The 19,014-nt window shown below is 73.3% G+C and carries 16 protein-coding genes; 6 read left to right on the forward strand and 10 right to left on the reverse strand.

The window, feature by feature from the left end; genetic code table 11:
- Positions 1-2: 2 nt before the first annotated feature.
- From AC6I72_RS29795 to AC6I72_RS29825, 7 genes are all read right to left on the reverse strand, one after another.
- Positions 3-956: an urea transporter gene (locus AC6I72_RS29795; RefSeq protein ID WP_498004229.1), complete on the reverse strand. Its 954-nt coding sequence runs from the start codon at positions 954-956 to the stop codon at positions 3-5.
- A 352-nt stretch (positions 957-1,308) separates the two neighbouring features.
- Positions 1,309-2,184 carry a geranyl diphosphate 2-C-methyltransferase gene (locus AC6I72_RS29800; protein ID WP_498004230.1) on the reverse strand — a complete coding sequence of 292 codons (876 nt, stop codon included), beginning with the start codon at positions 2,182-2,184 and terminating at the stop codon, positions 1,309-1,311.
- A 49-nt stretch (positions 2,185-2,233) separates the two neighbouring features.
- A complete protein-coding gene (locus AC6I72_RS29805) occupies positions 2,234-3,289 on the reverse strand; it encodes a family 2 encapsulin nanocompartment cargo protein terpene cyclase (protein WP_498004231.1) in 1,056 nt (351 codons plus the stop codon).
- A 19-nt stretch (positions 3,290-3,308) separates the two neighbouring features.
- Positions 3,309-4,751, reverse strand: coding sequence for a family 2B encapsulin nanocompartment shell protein (locus AC6I72_RS29810; RefSeq protein ID WP_498004232.1), 1,443 nt, complete (start codon positions 4,749-4,751; stop codon positions 3,309-3,311).
- Between the two features lie 435 nt (positions 4,752-5,186).
- Positions 5,187-6,098: a DUF4232 domain-containing protein gene (locus tag AC6I72_RS29815; RefSeq protein ID WP_498004233.1), complete on the reverse strand. Its 912-nt coding sequence runs from the start codon at positions 6,096-6,098 to the stop codon at positions 5,187-5,189.
- 173 nt (positions 6,099-6,271) lie between these two features.
- A complete protein-coding gene (locus AC6I72_RS29820; RefSeq protein WP_498004234.1) occupies positions 6,272-7,378 on the reverse strand; it encodes a C45 family autoproteolytic acyltransferase/hydrolase in 1,107 nt (368 codons plus the stop codon).
- Between the two features lie 114 nt (positions 7,379-7,492).
- Entirely contained in the window at positions 7,493-8,926 is a 1,434-nt protein-coding gene (locus AC6I72_RS29825) for a purine-cytosine permease family protein (RefSeq protein WP_498004235.1), read from the reverse strand.
- An 861-nt stretch (positions 8,927-9,787) separates the two neighbouring features.
- Between AC6I72_RS29825 and argG the strand changes: the two genes are divergently transcribed.
- The 5 genes from argG to AC6I72_RS29850 all read left to right on the forward strand — a co-directional run bounded on the left by argG (position 9,788) and on the right by AC6I72_RS29850 (position 16,517).
- Positions 9,788-11,230, forward strand: coding sequence for an argininosuccinate synthase (gene argG, locus AC6I72_RS29830; RefSeq protein WP_037852504.1), 1,443 nt, complete (start codon positions 9,788-9,790; stop codon positions 11,228-11,230).
- A gap of 554 nt (positions 11,231-11,784) precedes the next feature.
- Positions 11,785-13,308 (forward strand): eCIS core domain-containing protein, encoded by a 1,524-nt coding sequence (locus AC6I72_RS29835; protein WP_498004236.1) that lies wholly within the window; start codon positions 11,785-11,787, stop codon positions 13,306-13,308.
- A gap of 145 nt (positions 13,309-13,453) precedes the next feature.
- Positions 13,454-14,854 carry an NAD(P)/FAD-dependent oxidoreductase gene (locus AC6I72_RS29840; RefSeq protein WP_498004237.1) on the forward strand — a complete coding sequence of 467 codons (1,401 nt, stop codon included), beginning with the start codon at positions 13,454-13,456 and terminating at the stop codon, positions 14,852-14,854.
- A 65-nt stretch (positions 14,855-14,919) separates the two neighbouring features.
- Positions 14,920-15,528: a TetR/AcrR family transcriptional regulator gene (locus tag AC6I72_RS29845; protein ID WP_498004238.1), complete on the forward strand. Its 609-nt coding sequence runs from the start codon at positions 14,920-14,922 to the stop codon at positions 15,526-15,528.
- Complete coding sequence (locus AC6I72_RS29850; RefSeq protein WP_498004239.1) at positions 15,525-16,517, forward strand: DMT family transporter; 993 nt, start codon at positions 15,525-15,527, stop codon at positions 16,515-16,517. The genes AC6I72_RS29845 and AC6I72_RS29850 overlap by 4 nt, the downstream gene beginning before the upstream one ends.
- On the opposite strand, the gene AC6I72_RS29855 is transcribed toward AC6I72_RS29850, so the two are convergent.
- From AC6I72_RS29855 to AC6I72_RS29865, 3 genes are all read right to left on the reverse strand, one after another.
- Complete coding sequence (locus AC6I72_RS29855) at positions 16,459-16,845, reverse strand: VOC family protein (protein ID WP_498004240.1); 387 nt, start codon at positions 16,843-16,845, stop codon at positions 16,459-16,461. The genes AC6I72_RS29850 and AC6I72_RS29855 overlap by 59 nt on opposite strands.
- Positions 16,842-17,135, reverse strand: coding sequence for an ArsR/SmtB family transcription factor (locus tag AC6I72_RS29860; RefSeq protein WP_498004241.1), 294 nt, complete (start codon positions 17,133-17,135; stop codon positions 16,842-16,844). Before AC6I72_RS29860 ends, AC6I72_RS29855 begins: the two co-directional genes overlap by 4 nt.
- Positions 17,136-17,284: 149 nt before the next feature.
- Positions 17,285-17,950, reverse strand: coding sequence for a TetR/AcrR family transcriptional regulator (locus AC6I72_RS29865; RefSeq protein WP_498004242.1), 666 nt, complete (start codon positions 17,948-17,950; stop codon positions 17,285-17,287).
- A 435-nt stretch (positions 17,951-18,385) separates the two neighbouring features.
- Between AC6I72_RS29865 and AC6I72_RS29870 the strand changes: the two genes are divergently transcribed.
- The gene (locus AC6I72_RS29870; RefSeq protein WP_498004243.1) at positions 18,386-19,003 is read left to right on the forward strand and encodes an SRPBCC family protein; all 618 of its coding nucleotides are present in this window, start codon (positions 18,386-18,388) and stop codon (positions 19,001-19,003) included.
- Positions 19,004-19,014 lie beyond the last annotated feature (11 nt).

Below are 19,014 nucleotides of genomic sequence, written 5' to 3' on the forward strand. Positions count from 1 at the left end.
CGTCACTTCGCTTTCTCGAACGAGATGCCGGGCCGGTCCAGGGCTGGAACGGCCGCCAGGAAGAGCCAGGTCGTCACGACGAACGGCCAGGTGAAGGGGGATCCGCCGGACGGCTGCGCGAAGGCCTGCCAGGCGGCGGTGAAGGGGACCGAGGCCACTGCGGCGAGCGTGGCGTACCCGGCGGTCCAGGCGGTGGGGGCCAGGAAGGTGGCGCCCAGCGCGATGGCGACCAGCACCGCGTTGTAGCCGTAGAGTCCCGCGCTGATCCGGTCGGCGGGCAGGCCCATGGCACAGGCCGTCAGGATCGCGACGGCGCTGCCGCCGGCCGCCGCGAGGGCGGCGGTGCGGGAGGCGACGAGGAGGCCCGCGAGCAGGATCAGGCCCGCGTACCACTTGTCCAGGAGGAAGACCTGGGCGATGCCGTCGCAGAAGGCCCGGCCGAGCTGCGCCGCCGACAGGGTGGTGAAGCCGTCCGCGGTGACCGGCGGCGCGGCGGCGGCCGGACCGGCCGGCAGGGCGATCGCCAGCACCCCGGCGACCAGGCAGAAGGGGGCCGTCAGGGCGGGGAGGCCGATGCGGCCCAGCAGCCGGGAGGCCGCAGCGCCGGTCACCGCGCACACCGCGGCGGCCAGCACGGCCAGCACCGCGGTCCGCCACGAGGCACCGAGCCGGACGACGACGGCGATGGCGGTCAGGCAACCGCAGTACCCCTCCAGGCCTTTGGACAGACCGTCCCGGTCGGCCCCGAGGACGGCCGCGGCCCCGGTGGACGCCGCCGCGCCGAGCACGCCGTACACGCCGACCCGCCAGCTTCCCGCGAACAGTGCGACGGCGAACAGCAGTCCGGTCCACGGACTCGCGCTGAGGGCGACCTGTGCGATGCCACGCAGGTGCATCCGTCCCAGATCGGCGGGAACCCAGCCTCTCGGCCGTACCACCCGCCCTTCTGCAGGCATGCCTTCTCCTCGTCCGGGAACACCTCAAGGCACCAACGACAGCTGATGCACGGCGAGATGATGCGTGATCAACAACTTGTTGAAGGCTACGCCTGGACGTGACGGAGAAAGCTCACCAGCGTCATGTGACGAAACGGTCACCCAACGGCATCCTGGCTGGTGAACAGGGTCGAGCGGCGACCCCGGGATATGAATTCCTTGGCCTCGAATTCAAACCCTTGGCATGCCCTTGGTCTTTTCCGGATGAAAAATCGACCAAAGCGTGGAAGGGCGTCGCGGGCGGTCCGAGCTGCGCGCCGCGCGGGACGGCGGCGGTGGCGCCGGCAGCGCCACCGCCGCCGCGGACGTCACCTCACACCCGGTCGGCCGCGATGAGCAGGTACTGGAAACTGCCGTTGCGGTAGGCGTTCAGGAAGGTCTCCTCGATGCCGGTGGCGAGGTGCTCCGCCTCGCTGCGCAACTCCCAGTACGGCAGCGCCGCCCGGGTGAGGTCCTCGACGTGCACGGGCACCAGCCGGTTGCGGGCCATGGCGCGGAAGTACTCCGAGCGGGGGTGGATGTCGCAGATGTAGTGCGCGTTGATGAGGGACACCTCACGCGAGGCGCGCCCGTAGGCGTCGTTGTAGCAGCCGGTGATCACCACATAGCGTCCGCCCCGGCGCAGCAGCCGTGCGTGCTCGGCGAACAGCAGGTCCAGCTCCACGTACATGGTCGACTCGTTGTTCCAGGACGCCGCGTACGCACCGGAGGTGAGCCCCGTGTCGAGCATGTTGCGGTGGTGGTAGCGCACCTTGCCGTCGATGCCGCGCTTGCGGGCCTGCGCGTTGGCGAAGTCGGCCTGCTTGGCGGAGAGCGTCACGCCGTCGGCGTGGCAGCCGTACCGCAGGTGCGCCACCACGCTGCCGCCGCCGCGCCCGCAACCGGCGTCGAAGACCCGGTCGGTGGGGGAGAGGTCGCCGAGGTGTGAGGCGAGGAGTTCGGCCTGCGCGTGCTCCAGGCGGTGCAGTTCGCCGGTGATCCGCTCCCGGCGCCGCTCGGGGTCCGGTTCCTCCAGTACCGTCCGGTCGGCCTCGCCGACGCCGTAGTGGTGGTGGTAGAGGTCGTCGATCCTGCCGAGTTCGAGGTTGACCGGGTTCTCCTCGGCGTTCCAGTAGTCCGCGACGCGGCTCTGGTAGCGGGACTGGGCGGGCAATGCGGCGGAGGTGATGCGGGAGTGAGCGGTGGTCAACGTGGCTCCTTGCTCTGGTGCGGTGGGCGGCCGGACAGCGCGGTACGGCTCACCAGTAGTCGGGCAGGTGGTAGCGGTGGCTGTTGGTGGCGTGCCACTCGTGGTTTCCTGACACCCAGTCGGACAGGCCCCGGGCGTACCGTTCCACCAGGGGCGAGAGGGCCGACACCGCGGCGGACTCGCGCTCGAACGCGTCCATGACCTCGTTGTGGATGTCGACGCTTCTCAGGTACGCGGCCTTCAGACCGCACCGGTCGTTGGCGGCGACCACCTGCGGCAGGTTCAGGTGCTCGGGATCGCTCGCCAGCTCCTTGGTGAAGGAGTACAGGTCGTTGACGATGGTCGTGGCGTTGCAGGCGAGGGCCGTGATCCGCTGGATCTCGGGGCGGGCGTAGACCGCTTCGGGCAGTTCGTAGCCGTCGACGGCGTCGACGACGGACAGGCAGGGCCGGAAGTTGTTGAACTGCCGCATGACCAGGTACTCCCAGACCCGCGGCCGGTGGCGTGTCTCGGCCCAGGAGGCCTCGGCGAGGTAGCCCAGGTGCAGCCGGGCGATGTCGTGCACGAGCCGGTCGCTCTGGCTGGGGGTGGCGAAGGCCGCGTAGTCCTTCAGGGCCCAGTGGTAGGAGCGCAGCGGCCCGTCGGCCTGCACCCCGTGGCGCCACTCCTCCTCCAGCGCGGGTGTGCCGTGGAAGGGGTCGAGGGCGGACTGGGCGATGACCAGCCGGCCGCCGAGACCGCGCCGCGCCCCGCCCCTGCCCTCGTCCTCCTCGCAGTAGCAGCTGTCGACGATGTTCTCGGCCAGCAGCAGCTTCCCGGCGGCGGTGAGCCGCTCCAGATCGGCCGCTCCGGGATGCTGCAGGGTCACGGCCCGGCCGAACTGGAACTGGGCGAAATCACCCGTCCACCGCGGCGGGAACAGATCCAGCCCGCGGGCCCAGGCCTCCAGCCTGCGGTCGATCTCCGCGGCCTTCTCCGGGTCGGCGGGCGCGGCGGGACGGTGTCTGAGCCCGGGGACGGCGCCCGTCGCACGGGACCGCAGGGCGCGGGCGGGGTTGGGCGGGCCGGGCAGCGGGAAGGCGGCGGCGCGCGCGGACGTGCTCATGATGATGTGCTCCACCCGGTCAGTCGGCGGTCCTGCCGATCTCGACGTTCTCCAGGACTCCGGCCGCGTCGGGCACGAGCACGGCCAGCGAGTAGTAGGCGGTGACGAGGTAGTTGACGATGGCGGCCTTGCCGATGCCCATGAACCGGACGTTCAGGCCGGGCTGGAACTCCTCGGGGATGCCGGTCTGGTAGAGCCCCACGACTCCCTGGTCGGCCTCGCCCGTGCGCAGCGCGAGGATGCTGGTGGTGTGCGTGGGGCTGATCGGGATCTTGCCGCACGGGAAGATCGGCACCCCGCGCCAGGCGGGCACCTGGTGGCCGTCCACGTCCGCCGAACCCGGCACCAGACCCCGCCTGTTGCACTGCCGGAAGAACGCGGCGATCGCCTTGGGGTGGGCGATGAACATCCGGGTCCTGCGGCGCATGGAGAGCAGCTCGTCCATGTCGTCCGGGGTCGGCGGGCCGGTGAACGTGCTGATGCGCTGCCCGTAGTCGGCGTTGTGCAGCAGCCCGAACTCCCGGTTGTTGACCAGCTCCCACTCCTGGCGCTCACGGATCTCCTCCACGGTGAGCCGGAGCTGCTGACGGGTCTGGTCCATCGGATCGTTGTAGAGGTCGGCGACCCGGCTGTGCACCCGCAGCACGGTCTGCGTCAGGGACAGCTCGTACTCGCGCGGCGCGAGGTCGTAGTCGACGAAACCGCCCGTGAGCGTGGGTTCTCCGGTGTGGCCGGCCTGCACCGGCATCTCCGCCTCGCCCTTGCGGTTCACCGGCAGCCGCCGGCGCTCCGTGTACGCGGCCAGGTGCGCGGCGAGGGACGGCTCCCGGTCCATGACCTGCCGCAACTCGTCCCAGGGCAACGCCAGCAGCACGCCCGCCGTCTCCGCCCGTACGGAGACCGGCCAGCGCGGATCGGACCGGCCGAGCGCCTCGTCCCCCATCTGGTCGCCGTCGGTGACGACACCGATGATCTGCTCCTCGCCGTAGTCGCCGGCGGCGAAGCGGGTGAAGCGGCCGTGCACGACGAGGTACGCCTCCGTGACGGGCCGGCCCGCCTCGAACAGCACCTGCCCCGCCCTGACCTCCCGCACCCGGAAACGCCCGGCGATCTCCTCCAGGACGTCGTGGTCGGCGTAACCCCGCAGGGCGGGGAGTTCCGTGAGGGTCCGGGGGATCACCCGGACGTCGTCCGCGCCGTTGTGGTCGAACTGGACACGGCCGCGGCCCACCCGCAGGTGCAGGCGGCGGTTGACCCGGTACGTGCCGCCCTCGACGTCCACCCACGGCAGCATTCTCAGCAGCCACCGGGACGTGATGGCCTGCATCTGGGGTTCGGTCTTGGTGGTGGTCGCCAGCTGGCGTGCGGCGCGCGTGCCGAGACTGGTGAGCGCGCTGTCCGCGGGTGGATCGGTCGGGGCTTCCCCGGTGGCGGGACCGGTGACGCTGTCCGGTACTGACACATTCCCTCCGTAAGGTGACGAGAGGTGTGCGCGGGGGCCGGTGGTGAACGGGGCGGTCAACGGGACGGCCGTGCGCAGGAACCAGCCAAACAGGCGGGAGGGGCCGCCGGTACGGCGTGAAGAGGGCGCGCTCGCGCCGGAGATGCGCAAACACGGACTCGGTGCGGGGCGGCGCGCGATCACCGCGTCACGCGCCCCGCCACTGCCTCACCTGCCCCCTGTGCCACGCCCGGAGCGCCGCCTCGCGTCGGCGGCCGCACGCGGGGGGGCGCACCCGTCGGGAGGCGCGGGGACACGGCCTCGCCGCGGCAGGCGGAGTGCGGGGGAGCGGGCTTCACTCCGGGCGTGCGCGGGTACGTGCGGGCCGCTCGCCCCGGTGGGCGGAGACGGAGGGTGGCGGCGGACGGTGCGCCGCGAGCCGGGCGCCTCCTGTCCTCACCTCGGGCCGGGGGACGTCTCGTCCTTCTGCCAGGCGCCGACGCCCAGCTTCCCCGTGGTGCCGAGGTCCAGTTCGGGCGTCACCGTCACCGCGGCGGCACCGGGCTTCGCCACCACCCGCACGTAGGGCGCGTCGACGGGCTCGCTCCCCAGGCCGGTGGTGTTGCGCCAGACCAGGACGGCGCGCGCGCTCTCGCCCGGCTCCAGCGCCAAGGGACGGGGCGCGGCGTCGGCCCCGGTCCCGGTGGCGATCGACGCGCCGCCGTGCAGGACCCGCACACCGTCGACCGCCGAGTGCCGCTCGTCCAGGAGCCGCACCGCCGGATAACCGCCGAGGCGGTAGGCGCGCGTGCCGCAGTTCACCAGGTGCAGCCCGACCACCCGCAGCCCCATGGCGGCGTCCCCGTCGTCGGCGTACACGCGCACCCCCGACGACGGGCAGGGCCCCGTCTCGGACGGCGCCTCGGCGGCGGGAACGCTGCGGACCTTGATGATCTTCAGGCGGGTACTTCCGCCCGACCCGGCGGCCGACGCGCCCGGGTCGACGGTACGTCGCACGGTGCCGCCGGGGCGGACGGTCGCCACGGCCTTCTCCGCGCCCGCCCGCGCCACCCCGCCGGTCGTCAGCACCTGGTAGGTGATCGTGTAAGTGAAGGACTGCGCCGCCTCGTTGGTGACCTCGAAGGCGGGACAGCCGTCCACCACGACGGCCCTGACGCCGTTCCCCTCGGCACCGGTGGACTCCGCGGGCGACGCCGGGGCGCCGGAGGGGGCGTCGGCGTCGCGGCAGGCGGCCCCCTGCCGCCGGGCCGGCCCGGAATCCGGCGCCCCGGCTCCCAGGGGGGCGCACGCCCCGAGCAGCAGCACACCGGTGAGAGCAGCGGGAAGGGAGAGGAAGGCGCGGCGCATGCGGCCAGTCGATCAGGCCGGGCAGCCGCAGGCTGTGACGCAGGCCATAAGTGCCCGTCACAAGGCTGTCACGGCGTCATCCGGCGCCCGGCCGGAGCCGCGGATCGCTGGGGGCCCACCCCGCCGGTCCCGTGGGGCTCCCGCACCGCCGCCCACCGCCCCCTCGCGGTGGATCAGCCCGCCACGAGCACCCGCCAGTCGCGCGAGCCGATGTCGGCGGGTGTGCCGTCGAGTATCCGGGCGGTGCGTGCCGCCGGTTCCAGGACGACCGTCGCGAGGCTCGCCCAGCGCTGCCCCAGCGGCTTGTCCAGGTCGGGCAGGCAGGTCACCGGCGGCTCGCCGTCACCCGTGACCAGGAGACCGGTGAGGTCGCCGGGCGTGGCCGGCGCCCCCCGGCGGGCGAGACGTGCGCGGACGAAGTCGCGGCGCTCGCCCGAGTCAGGCTGGTAGAGCCACGTCTTCTCACCGGCGGCGGGCCGTGGCGTGAGGAAGTGGTTGGTGCGCAGGAACGTGCCGTCCTCGGGTTCCACGGCGAACACGCCGACGGGGCTCAGGTCGAGCAGGACGGCGTCCGCCTCGTCGAAGAGCGCGAACGACCCCGACGACGCGACCGGCGCGCCGCGCACGATCTCGACGGCCTCCGCGACACTGCCCGCCTCCTCCAGGACGACCGCCGCGAGCACGTGCACCGGGACACCGCCGACGCCGTCGCGGACGTGCCCGAGGATGTTGAAGTGCAGCGCGAGGCCGGCGCTGTTGACACCGATCTTGCCGAGGATGCCGTCCTCGGTGAGCCCGACGACGCCGTGTCGGCCGCCGCGCACCTCCACCGTGTGCCACAGCTCGCTCAGTTCGACGTGCCAGTCCCAGGTCTGCGCACCGAACGTACGCGGTGCCGTGCCCGCCCGCCCCGCGACGCGGCGCACGAGCGTGGTGCACTCGCCGGGCGGCACCGAGGTGCTGCGGGCCAGGATCTCGGTGCGCGCGTTGAGCGCGGCGACCCGCCACGGCTCGACCCCGGCCCCCCGGGCGACGCCCTCGATCTCGGCGTGCGCCGCCGGCCGGAAGGCCCCGATCGCCTCCAAGGCGCGCTCCGCGTCGGCGCGTACGGCGGCCTCGGTGACGCCGCCGAGGGCGAAGAGGCGGTCGTACACCTCGATCGCGGCGGGAAGGGTGGCGCGCAGCTGCCCGCCGCGGACGGTGCCCCGCTCGTACGGGTCGGCGGCGACCGCCTCGACGTGGCGGCGGTGCGCGGGGCGGGGGATCGGCGTCGTGTTCACGAGCGTTCTGCCTTTCGAGGCGCGGGTGGGGGTGCGGGTGCGCGGTGGCCGCGACTGTCCGGGCGGCGCCGTGCCGCGGTGCACGGGAGGCCCCCTGAGAAGGTGAGGCGCCGGTCAGGCGCGCGGGATGCTCCCCAGAGCGCGGGCCGTGCCCCAGTACACGGCGGCAGCGGTGATCATGCCGGACGGGATCGACAGGTCCACGTCTGCCAGGGCCTCGGCCAGCGGACCGGTCCAGAAGGTGGTGTTCACCCACAGCGCGGACACGACGCCGCCGACGAGGAGCGCGAGGACGCCGGCCCAGTGGACGCCGCGCCGGTACCAGAACGGGCCGCCGCGCTCCTCCTCGAGCAGCTGGGCGCCGTTGTAGCGGTTGCGGCGCATGACGAGGTCCGTCACGGCCACCGCCATCGCCGGGCCGGTCACCGTCACCACGAGCTGGAGCATGGTGTTGACGCTGGTCAGGAAGTCGAAGACGAGGATCGCGTACAGCGTCATGGCGGTGCCGAGGACGCCGATGATCAGGACAGCGGGGATCCGGGCGAGGCGGACACCGACCGACTGGATGGACAGGCTCGCGCTGTAGGCCGTCATGCCGTTGTTCGTCATGGTGTTGACGACGACCGCGACGACGAAGACGGGGATGAACCAGCCCGGCAGGATGCTCTCCAGCGCGCCCTCCGGGTCGCTCATGTCGAGGCTGGTCGCGGCGAGCGCCCCGACGCCGGTGAACACCACGCTCGGCAGGTAGGCGCCGAAGGCGGTCCACCCGGCGATGGCCACCGGGCTGCTGTCGGGCGGCAGGTAGCGGGCGAGGTCGGGGCTGTTGCTGTACGACAGGGGCGTGGACGCGATGATCGTGAGACCGGCGCCCAGGGCGGCGGCGAGCGCGGTGCCGCCGAGCGGGGCGGAAGGGGCGTAGGACCAGTCGGCGTGGGCGAGCACGTACCCGGTGACGACGACGAAGACGACGGTCAGCACCACGCTGAGCGCGGTGTAGAGGCGGACGATCGTCGCGTGTCCGAAGATGGCGATCATCAGGGTGCCGCCGGCGATGAGGCAGATGACGGCCGCGTCGATGGAAGAGCTGTCCGGCAGCCCGGCCCGGCCCGCCAGGCCGATGCCCGCCACCGAGGCGGCCGACCAGTTCAGGGCCAGGTAGGCCGCGGCGATGAGCCACCCGGTCAGCACGAGTACGGCCTTGTTTCCCAGGACGCCGTACAGGGCGCGCGAGATGACCGACCCGCTCGTGCCGGCCGCCGGCCCGCTCGCCGCGACGATGCCGGTACAGATCCACAGCAGGTTCCCGGTGAGGATCACGCCGAAGGCCTGCGGGAGCGTGAGCCCCATCAGGATCAGGGTGGCGCCCACCACGAAGCTCAGATAGCTGACGTTCGGGGCCGCCCAGACCGCGAACAACTGGCGTGGCCGCCCGCCACGCTCGTCCGAGGGCACCTGGTCGATGCCCCGTGTCTCCATGTGCCCGGCACGCTCGGTGCCCTGTCCCTCCAGGGGGCCGGGGGCGGAGGTGGGGTTCGTCGTCGTCATCGGGGCCTCTCGGGTCCGCGGACCGCGCTCCTTATTGGGCGCGTGACCAACCAGTTATTGGTCGCACATCCAATAACGAGTCCTCCGTGACGTCAAGACCTCGGACGGCGAGGACCCGGAAGCGGCCCGGCGAGCGGCGCGGCGAGCGGCCCGGCGAGCGGCCCGGCGAGCGGCCCGGCGAGCGGCCCGCCGAGCGGCCCGCCGAGCGGCGCGGCGAGCGGCGCGGAGACCGTGCGGACCGCCACCCTGAATCCGCTCCAGGAGACGCTCGAACGCGTCCCCCTGCGACGCGCCCACGGCGAGCTGGGCGTCCGCCCCGGGCTCGTCGGCCACGCCTTCCCGGCCATGGACCACCTGGAGAGCGAGGACTTCTCCTGCGCCCTGGCCGAGGAACGCGCCCCGCGCCTGCCCCGCGACGAGAGGGGCTGCCGCCCGTCGAGCGGCCGGCCCGCTTCCTCGTGCGCCTCACTGGCGGCGAGTGCCGCGACCCCGTCTCCTGTGGCTCGACGCCCGCCGTTTCGGCCGGTTCCGTCCCGGGCTGCGCACGGCGGTGGCCGCGCAGGAGTCCCTGACGCGCTCCCCCCTCACGGACGTCATCGAGCTGTCCGTACCGGAGGCTTCCGGGTTGGGGCCCGCTCGGGGTGGTGCTGCACGTCCTCGTCACCGTGGACGGCCTCGGCGTGTACGCCGACGATGCCACGCAGGGGGAGCGTCCGGCGCTCGACGCCATGGCGATCACCACGGCCGAACCCCTGCCCGCGGCCTCGCCCGCGGCGCGCCGCGCTCCCGTGTCCGGCCTCGGAGGACCCCGCCGACACGAAGCGCTTTGCATGGTCATGCGTGAGGGTGCATACTCTTCCTATGTCTAAGGTCCTCACCTCCCTTCCGGCCGGCGAGCGTGTCGGCATCGCCTTCTCGGGCGGCCTCGACACCTCCGTCGCGGTCGCGTGGATGCGCGACAAGGGCGCCATCCCGTGCACGTACACCGCCGACATCGGCCAGTACGACGAGCCCGACATCGCCTCGGTGCCCGGCCGTGCCAAGACCTACGGCGCCGAGATCGCGCGCCTGGTCGACTGCCGTGCCGCGCTGGTCGAGGAGGGCCTGGCCGCGCTCACCTGCGGGGCGTTCCACATCCGCTCCGGCGGCCGCTCCTACTTCAACACCACGCCGCTCGGCCGCGCCGTCACCGGCACGCTGCTGGTCCGGGCGATGCTGGAGGACGACGTCCAGATCTGGGGCGACGGGTCGACCTTCAAGGGCAACGACATCGAGCGGTTCTACCGCTACGGCCTGCTCGCCAACCCGCAGCTGCGGATCTACAAGCCCTGGCTGGACGCGGACTTCGTGACCGAGCTGGGCGGCCGCAAGGAGATGTCGGAGTGGCTGCTCGCCCACGACCTCCCCTACCGCGACAGCACGGAGAAGGCGTACTCCACCGACGCCAACATCTGGGGCGCCACCCACGAGGCCAAGACGCTGGAGCACCTGGACACCGGCGTGGAGACCGTGGAGCCCATCATGGGCGTACGGTTCTGGGACCCCGAGGTCGAGATCGCCGCCGAGGACGTGACGATCGGCTTCGAGCAGGGCCGCCCGGTCACGATCAACGGCAAGGAGTTCGCCTCCGCCGTCGACCTCGTGATGGAGGCCAACGCCATCGGCGGCCGGCACGGCATGGGCATGTCGGACCAGATCGAGAACCGCATCATCGAGGCCAAGAGCCGCGGCATTTACGAGGCCCCCGGCATGGCGCTGCTGCACGCCGCGTACGAGCGTCTGGTCAACGCCATCCACAACGAGGACACCCTCGCCCAGTACCACATCGAGGGACGGCGCCTGGGCCGCCTGATGTACGAGGGCCGCTGGCTCGACCCGCAGGCCCTGATGGTCCGCGAGTCGCTCCAGCGCTGGGTCGGCGCGGCCGTCACCGGCGAGGTGACCCTGCGGCTGCGGCGCGGCGAGGACTACTCCATCCTCGACACCACCGGTCCCGCCTTCAGCTACCACCCGGACAAGCTGTCCATGGAGCGCACCGAGGACTCGGCCTTCGGTCCGGTCGACCGGATCGGCCAGCTCACCATGCGCAACCTGGACATCGCCGACTCCCGCGCCAAGCTGGAGCAGTACGCCGCGATCGGCCTCATCGGCGCCGGCACGCCCGCCGTCGGTGCCGCGCAGGCCGCCGCCACCGGCCTGATCGGCAGCATGCCGGAGGGCGGCGCCGAGGCCATCGCCTCCCGCGGCGAGGGCTCCGACGACGCGATGCTGGACCGGGCCGCGATGGAGTCCGGTACGGACTAGGCGGGTTGTCCGGATCGGGCGAGCCCGGCGTGATCCGGACGGAAGACCCTGGCAGCGGACGCCCGCTGTTCGGACGGAAGGCCCGGCACCGCCTCTGCGCGGCGCCGGGCCTTCCGCTCTCCGCCGGCCGCGCGGGCCGGGCCCTGCCGCGGCCGGCCCGGCCCGAGCCCGCTCCTGCGGCGGGCCCCTTCCGGTCGGCGCGCCCCCGGGTCTCGACGGCGGTGCCGCCGTCGCGGGGCGCCCGCCCTCCGGGGGCTGGCGATCGTCCGCGACTGAGGCTGCGACGGCGGTTCGACGTCATGTCCCTCCCCCCCGAAGGCGTCTGCCGCGCCCGCGCCCGCCGACGCTCGGGCAGGCCGGTTCAGCGCGACCGCCGTCCGGCCGTACGGGCCCGCCGGCCACCGGCGGAGCCCGCTCGGAGGCGGCGCCGCCCGCCGGTCGCCGTACCCCGCGTGTGACATCCTGCCCCCTGCCTTGCCCGAAAGTTCCTTGCCCCCGGCGCCTGTTCCCCCGTCCCATGGAGGGAGAGCTACCGGAGGAGTGGACTGACCGTCATGCGCGCGCGCCCGCAGGAGAACTCGGAACGGGACACGGGGGCCAAGCCCGCGAGGAACCGCCCGCCGGTTCCCGTCACCCCGACGGCGGCCTCCCTCCTCGACCTCCAACGCACTGCGGGCAACACGGCCGTGGCGCGGATGCTCGACGTCGAGCGCCACAGCCACGGCCCGGGCTGCGGGCACGGAACGGCGGAGGCGGATACGGCACCGGTGCAGCGCTCCGCCGTGCACGACGTGCTGCGCACACCCGGCGCCCCCCTGGAGCCGGTGCTGCGGGCGGAGATGGAGGCTCGGCTCGGCGCGGACTTCTCGGACGTGCGCATGCACACCGACCAGGCCGCCCGGCGTTCGGCCGCCGAGATCGGTGCCCGCGCGTACACCTCGGGCAGTCACGTGGTCGTCGGCGAGGGCGGCGCCGACCGGCACACCCTCGCGCACGAGCTGACACATGTCGTGCAGCAGCGCAGCGGACCGGTCGCCGGCACCGACCGCGGCGACGGCCTGCGGGTCAGCGACCCCAGTGACCGCTTCGAACGCGAGGCGGAGGCCAACGCCCACCGCGCCCTGGCCACCGCGCTCCCCACGGCCCCGAGGGAGCAGGCGCACGAGGCCGGCGCCCCGGGCCGGGAGCAGCAGGCTCAGGCCGCTCCGGCCGTCCAGAGGGCCCCCACGTTCCACCAGACGGAGGAGACCGCCGAGTCCGACCGGGACGTCGCCCTGCGGATGCTGGACCGTGTCGCCCGTACCGCCGAGCGCGTGATCATCGCCACCCAGCCGAAGGCCAAGGGCAAGTTCACTCCTCACCTGGCCGTCAACCTGCTGCCCGACGGCACCCTGGGCATCGCGGGCAACACCGGCAAGCGGCTGGTCACCGAAGAGCAGCGCCAGAAGATCGACGCCGAGGTCAGGAAGTTCGCCGAGGGCAGCGCGCCCAGGGCCGGTCACCACGGCTGGGGCTCGAGCTCGGGGGAGCGGCAGCGGGAGCGGCAGGACCGCAGCAAACTCCGTGCCCTGGACTCCGGCTCGTACGAAGAGGTCCACACCGAGTCGCTCGAACTGTCCGCTATCCGGGAGGCGTTGCACAAGCCCCTCACCTGGTTCGCGGTCGGCAGGAAGGACAAGAAGCCCGCCCAGCACGGGGAGATGACGCTCCTGGGTGAGCAGGTCGCCGCCTGGAAGAGGAACCCGGGGGACCCGAACGCGCCCCAGACGGTGCACATGGGCGGCGTCAAACTGGCCTGCCTCGCCTGCGAGTGGGCGTTCGAGGCGGTCAACAAGCACATCGGCGAGCCACTCGGTTACAGGGTGGTCGCCGCCGGGGCCCACGGGCAGTTCTTCCCCAACTGGGGCATGCCCGAATGGATGCAGAGGGAGCCCGCCGTGGTCGCGGAGATGAGCGCCAGGGCACGCGCGATCGGTGCCGAACTCGCCGACGGGGTGATCAAGGGCGAAATGGCACAGGGGGACTTCCACCACGACCCCGCGGATTCCTTGTCGGAGTACGAGTCGGACTCCGACTGACCTTCCGGGCCAGGTCCGCCGGCGGCCGGCCGAGGCGTCCGTGTAACGACCGTTCGGTGATGGCGTACTGACGGCAGGTCAGCGCACGATGGAAGTCGCATCGCGCCGCGATGCGGCCGTGCCCACACAGGGGAGCCTCGACGCCATGCCCGACCGGACACCCGACCGTCTGCCCACGGCCCTGGTGGTCGGTGCGAGCGCCGCGGGCCTGTTCGCCGCGGCGGCGCTGACCGAGTTCGCCGAGGTCACGATCGTGGAGCGGGACAGCCTCCCCGCCGGCGTCGCGCCCCGCCGCGGTGTGCCCCAGGCCCGGCACGCGCACCTGGTGTGGAGCGGCGGGGTGCGCACCTTCGACGACCTGCTGCCCGGTGTCGTCGACGACGTCGTGGCCAGGGGCGGCCGGCTCGTCCGCATCATGGGCGACATGGTCTCGCGCGCCCCCAACGAGGTCTGGTTCCGCCGCTTCCTCGCCCCGCACCACCGCAATCTGGTCTGTTCCCGGGACCTGCTCGACGCCGTCCTGCGCGACCGCGTGCTCACCCGCCCGCGGATCACGCTCCGGCAGGGCACGACCGCCCTCGGGCCGACGGGCGACGTCCGCCGCGTCACCGGCCTCCGGGTCCGGGACGCGGCCGGCGAGCGCACCCTGCGCGCCGACCTCGTCGTCGACGCCTCGGGACGCGGCTCCCGTGTCCCGCGATGGCTCGAAGCCCTCGGACTCCCGCGCGTCACCGAGCGCAGGGTCGACGCCGGCATCACCTACGCCACCCGCCTCTACCGGGCCCCCGGCACCACCGCCGGCACCCGCTTCCCCCTCGTCAACGTGCAGGCCAACCCGGCGAAGGCACCGGGCCGCGGCGGCATCGTCCTGCCCGTGGAGGGCGGCCGCTGGATCGTCACCCTCGCCGGGACCCGCGGCGGGGAACCGACCGGCGACCCGGACGCCTTCGTGGAGTTCGCCCGGCGCCTGGGGGACCCCGTCATCGCCAGACTGATCGAGCACGCCGAAGCCGTCGGCGGCGTCACCGTGACCCGCGGCACGGCCAACCAGCGCCGCCACTACGAGAAGATGCGGCGCTGGCCCGAAGGATTCCTGGTCGTCGGTGACGCCGTCGCCGGCTACAACCCCGTCTACGGCCACGGACTGACCGTGGCGGCACAGAGCGCCGCCGCCGTCCGCGACCTGCTGCGCGGAACCGGCTTTCCGGTCCCCGGCGGCGCGCGTCGCCTCCAGCGTGCAGCCGCCCGCCCCGTATCGGCCGCCTGGAACCTCGCGGTCGGACAGGACGCCTTCTACCCGGACGCCACGGACACCCCGCCGAGCCTCACGCAACGGCTCCTCGCGCGGTACGTCGACCGGGCGGTGGCCACGGGAGCCCGCAACCCCCGCGCCCTGAGCGCCCTGCTGGACGTCATGAGCCTGGAGAAACCGGCCACCCGCCTGTTCGCACCCGACATGCTCCTGCCCCTGCTGTTCGGGCCCGGCACGAAGCACCTGACGGGACCGCCGCTGACGCAGGCGGAGTGGGAGGCGGCCCTGCCGTAGCCCCGCGCCCTGTCGCCCCGCACTCTCACTAGGTAGACTGACCTACCTAGTGAGAGGGTCCTGTGATGAGCGAAACCGGCGCCGCGGCCCCGCGGCCCACCAGGCGGCGGGGTGCCGCGCGGGAGCGGCTGCTCGCCGCCGCGGCGCGCCGCTTCTACGCGGACGGCGTGTCCGCGACCGGCATCGACACCATCACCGCCGAGGCGGGCGTGGCGAAGATGAGCCTGTACAACAACTTCTCCTCCAAGGCCGACCTGGTCAGGGCCTACCTCGATGCCCGGCACGAGGAGTGGCTCGGCCTGTACCGCCGGCGGCTGGAACAGGCCGCGGACGCCCGCGACGGCGTGCTGGCCGTCTTCGACGCCTACGCCGATCACGCGGCGTTCGCCTACGAGCACGGATTCCGCGGCTGCGGGCTGCTGAACGCGGCGGCCGAACTGCCCGCCGGTGACGAGGGACGGACCGTCGTGCGCCGGCACAAGGAGGAGGTCGAGGCCCTGCTCGCCGGGCACGTCGGTCAACTGCTGCCCGGACGGCCCGAGGAGGCCCGCGCGACGGCGGAGCACCTGGCGTTCCTGCTGGAGGGCGCGATGGCACGCGCCGGACTGGAGGGCGCCGGCACGCGTCTGGAGCACGCCCGGGCGATGGCGGCGGACCTGGTGGACCGGCTGTGACCCGGCCCGCCCCGGCGGTCAGGGGGGCGGTGTGCGTGCTCGTGGCGTCGGTGCTGTGGGGGACCACCGGGACGGCCGCGACCTTCGCCCCGGGCGTGGGACCCCTCGCCATCGGGGCGGTCGCCATGGGGCTGGGCGGCCTGCTCCAGGCGCTCGTGGCCGCGCCCCGCATCGCCGGGCAGGCACCGCGGCTGCGGGCGCGCGGCGGTGTCGTCCTGCTCGGCGCCCTGGCGGTCGGGGCCTACCCGCCGGCCTTCTACACCTCGATGCACCTGGCGGGGGTCGCGGCCGGCACGGTCGTGTCGATCGGATCCGCCCCGCTGGCCTCGGCCGTCATCGAGCGGGTCGTGGACGGGCGCCGGCTGACCCGCCGCTGGGCGGCCGGCGCCGCCCTGGGCCTGTCGGGCACGGCCCTGCTGTGCGCGGCCGAGGCGACGCGGGCCCACTCTGGCCCCGGCGCCCACTCAGCGGCGTGGACCGTGCTCGGCGTGGGACTGGGGCTGGTGGCCGGCCTCACCTACGCCCTGTACTCCTGGGCGGCCCACCGGCTGATCAGCGGTGGTGTCACCTCCGGTGCGGCCATGGGCACCGTCTTCGGCCTGGGCGGACTGCTGCTCCTGCCCGTCCTGCTGGCCACCGGCGCCCCGCTCCTCGACTCGTGGTCCCACGCGGCTGTCGGCGCGTACCTGGCGCTGGTGCCCATGTTCGCCGGTTACGTGCTGTTCGGCTGGGGCCTTGCGCAGGTCCCGGCGAGCACCGCGACCACGCTCTCACTGCTGGAACCCGCGGTCGCCGCCGTCCTGGCCGTCCTGGTCGTCGGCGAACGCCTGCCCCTGCCGGGCTGGGCCGGCATCGCCGCGGTCGTCGGCTGCCTCGCCGTGCTCACGGCGCCGGCCCGGCCCGCCCGTACCCTCCGGTCGGCAGCCGGACTCACTTGTACTGGGCGATCTGAATCAGGTTGCCGCACGTGTCGTCGAGCACCGCTGTGACGACCGGGCCCGTCTCCACCGGCTCCTGGGTGAAGCGCACCCCCAGACCGCGCAGCCGGCCGAACTCGGCGTGCACGTCGTCGACGGCGAAGGAGGTGAGCGGGATGCCGTCCGCGACCAGCGCCGTCCGGTACGGCTCCACCGCGGGGTGGCTGTCGGGTTCCAGCACCAGTTCCGTGCCGTCGGGGTCCTCCGGCGACACCACGGTCAGCCACCGGTGCTCGCCGAGCGGGACCTCGGTCTTCTTCACGAAGCCCAGCACCTCGGTGTAGAAGCGCAGGGCCTTGTCCTGGTCGTCGACGAAGACGCTGGACAGGTGGATCCTCATGGAGTGCTCTCCGGCGCATCGGGCTTGAGCCATCGGGTCATGATGTCCTCAAGCGGTGCGGTGTTCAGGTCGTGGAACTTGTAGCGGCCCTCGCGGCGTACCCGGACCAGGCCCGCGGCATCCAGCACGGCGAGGTGCCGGCCGACCGCCTGGCGGGACAGTCCCAGGCCGTGCCCGGTCGTCAGGCGCCCGCACATCTCGAACAGGGACTGGCCGTCCCGTCGGGCCAGCTCGTCGAGGATGCGCCGGCGGGTGGGGTCGGCCAGCGCCTTGAAGACGTCTTCCGGCACGACCCCACGATAGGCAAGTCGCCGCCTGCCTGACCATCTCCGGGCCGGTGCCGGTCGTGTCCCGGGCGCGCCGGGGAAGCCGCCGACGCCGGGGGAGCCCCGGGCGCGCGCCGGGGGAGCCGCCGACGTCGGGGGCGGTCCGTCCCGGGTCAGGTGCGCGTTCGGTCGCGGGGGGCCGACAGGGCGTCCAGTTCGGCGGCGAAGAGCAGGGCGGGGTCGAAGCCCATGCCGGCGAAGTGGCCCGTGAGTTCCAGGGACAGCACGCCGTGCAGGCGGGTCCAGAAGACCAGGGCCCGGTGGAGGGCCGCGGGCGGAGCGTTGTGGCCGCGGGCCCACTCCCGGTGGTCCCGCAGGTGGGCGTCGAACGCAGTCTCCCTGCCCCCGGGATCCCCCGCCGTGCAGGCGTCGAGCAGGAGGGCCATGATCCGGTCGGCGATCCCGGTGATGTCCTCGGGGGCGTGGTAGCCGGGGACGGGGGTGCCGTAGATGAGGAGGTACCGCTGGGGGTCCTCCAGGGCCCAGTCGCGCAGCGTGTGTGCCAGCGCGGCGAGGTCGGCCCCGGCGGCGCGGGACGCGCCGAGCGCACCGGCGAGACTGCGGTAGGCGTCGCGGACGAGTTCGGTGATCAGGTCGTCGCGGCTGGCGAAGTAACGGTAGAGGGCGGGGCCGCTCATGCCCATCCGCTTGGCGATCGCGTTGAGGGAGAGGGCGGACACCCCCGCCGTGGCGATCTGCTCCCACGCGTGCTCCTTGATCTCCGCGCGGACCTGGATGCGGTAGCGCTCGCGCGGGTTCTGCGGGTCCGGCTTCTCCATGGTGTGCCTCCCGCCTCCTCTCCTGGGTCCGGGCCCGCCGCCGACCGGGCCTGCGACCGAGGCGGCTGCGAACCCGCCTGCCGCTCCGTGCACGGCTACGCTCTCCAGATTTCGTTAGAGGGTATCACCAAGGCTGTTGACCTCTCACTCGACATGGCGTTATAACTTCTAACTAATGCGCAGCCCTCTAGCTCATGTACGCGCCGTCCCGTCCACGAGAGGATCACCATGCCGGACAAGCCTCGTAAGAGCTGCGAACAAAAGTGGGTTCCGATCAACGGGCGGTGTCCGGTGCGTGCGATCGCAAGGCGCCGGAAGGTCCTTGTAGCGGCGCTGTCAGGGCCTTTCGGTAACGCGGCGAGGGCGCGTGCCGGGCGCCGGCCGCCGGGGCCCACTTTTGTTCGCAGCTCCAAGTCCCGTGTCCACCGCAGCGCCGTGCGTGCCGCCCTGCTCACCGTCCCGCTCGTCACCGGTGCCCTCGGCGCCGCCGTCGTGCCCGCCGGTGCCGCCCCGCAGCAGCACGCCGCGTCCCTCACCTGCGGAGGGCAGGGCGTCGACCCGGACGCGCGCGTCCGCCACCGGACCGAGACCGTGATCCACGCACCGCTGCGCACCGTCTGGAAGCTGCAGACCGACGTGGAACGATGGCCCGCCTGGCAGGCTTCCGTGACGAGCGCGGAACGCCTCGGCCGTGGCCCCTTGCGGCCAGGCTCGGCGTTCCGGTGGGTCACCCCGGTGCCCCCGAACCCCGCGACCGGCGCCACCCGGCTCGACATCACCTCGACCGTCCGGCAGCTGAGGTACGGCTCCTGCCTCCGCTGGACCGGCCCCGCGGTCGGTGAGGGCCTGCGCATCGACGGTGTCCACGTATGGAACTTCACCCAGGTCCGGGGCGGTGTCAGGGTACGGACCGAGGAGACCCACACCGGTCTTCAGGTCGACGCCGACGTTCCCGAGGCGACCGAGATCCTCCGTCAGGGCCTCGAAGCGTGGCTGACCGATCTGAAGACCGCGGCCGAATCCCGCACCGGCGGGGCCGGTCAGCCGTCGTAGTGCCTGCCGGG

The organism is Streptomyces sp. Xyl84, from assembly GCF_059731885.1.

Coding starts and splice junctions, on each gene's coding strand:
- AC6I72_RS29835 (WP_498004236.1), top strand. CDS start 11,785: ATGCGCGCGCGCCCGCAGGAGAACTCGGAACGGGACACGGGGGCCAAG.
- AC6I72_RS29795 (WP_498004229.1), bottom strand. CDS start 956: ATGCCTGCAGAAGGGCGGGTGGTACGGCCGAGAGGCTGGGTTCCCGCC.
- argG (WP_037852504.1), top strand. CDS start 9,788: ATGTCTAAGGTCCTCACCTCCCTTCCGGCCGGCGAGCGTGTCGGCATC.
- AC6I72_RS29815 (WP_498004233.1), bottom strand. CDS start 6,098: ATGCGCCGCGCCTTCCTCTCCCTTCCCGCTGCTCTCACCGGTGTGCTG.
- AC6I72_RS29845 (WP_498004238.1), top strand. CDS start 14,920: ATGAGCGAAACCGGCGCCGCGGCCCCGCGGCCCACCAGGCGGCGGGGT.
- AC6I72_RS29865 (WP_498004242.1), bottom strand. CDS start 17,950: ATGGAGAAGCCGGACCCGCAGAACCCGCGCGAGCGCTACCGCATCCAG.
- AC6I72_RS29855 (WP_498004240.1), bottom strand. CDS start 16,845: ATGAGGATCCACCTGTCCAGCGTCTTCGTCGACGACCAGGACAAGGCC.
- AC6I72_RS29825 (WP_498004235.1), bottom strand. CDS start 8,926: ATGACGACGACGAACCCCACCTCCGCCCCCGGCCCCCTGGAGGGACAG.
- AC6I72_RS29840 (WP_498004237.1), top strand. CDS start 13,454: ATGCCCGACCGGACACCCGACCGTCTGCCCACGGCCCTGGTGGTCGGT.
- AC6I72_RS29805 (WP_498004231.1), bottom strand. CDS start 3,289: ATGAGCACGTCCGCGCGCGCCGCCGCCTTCCCGCTGCCCGGCCCGCCC.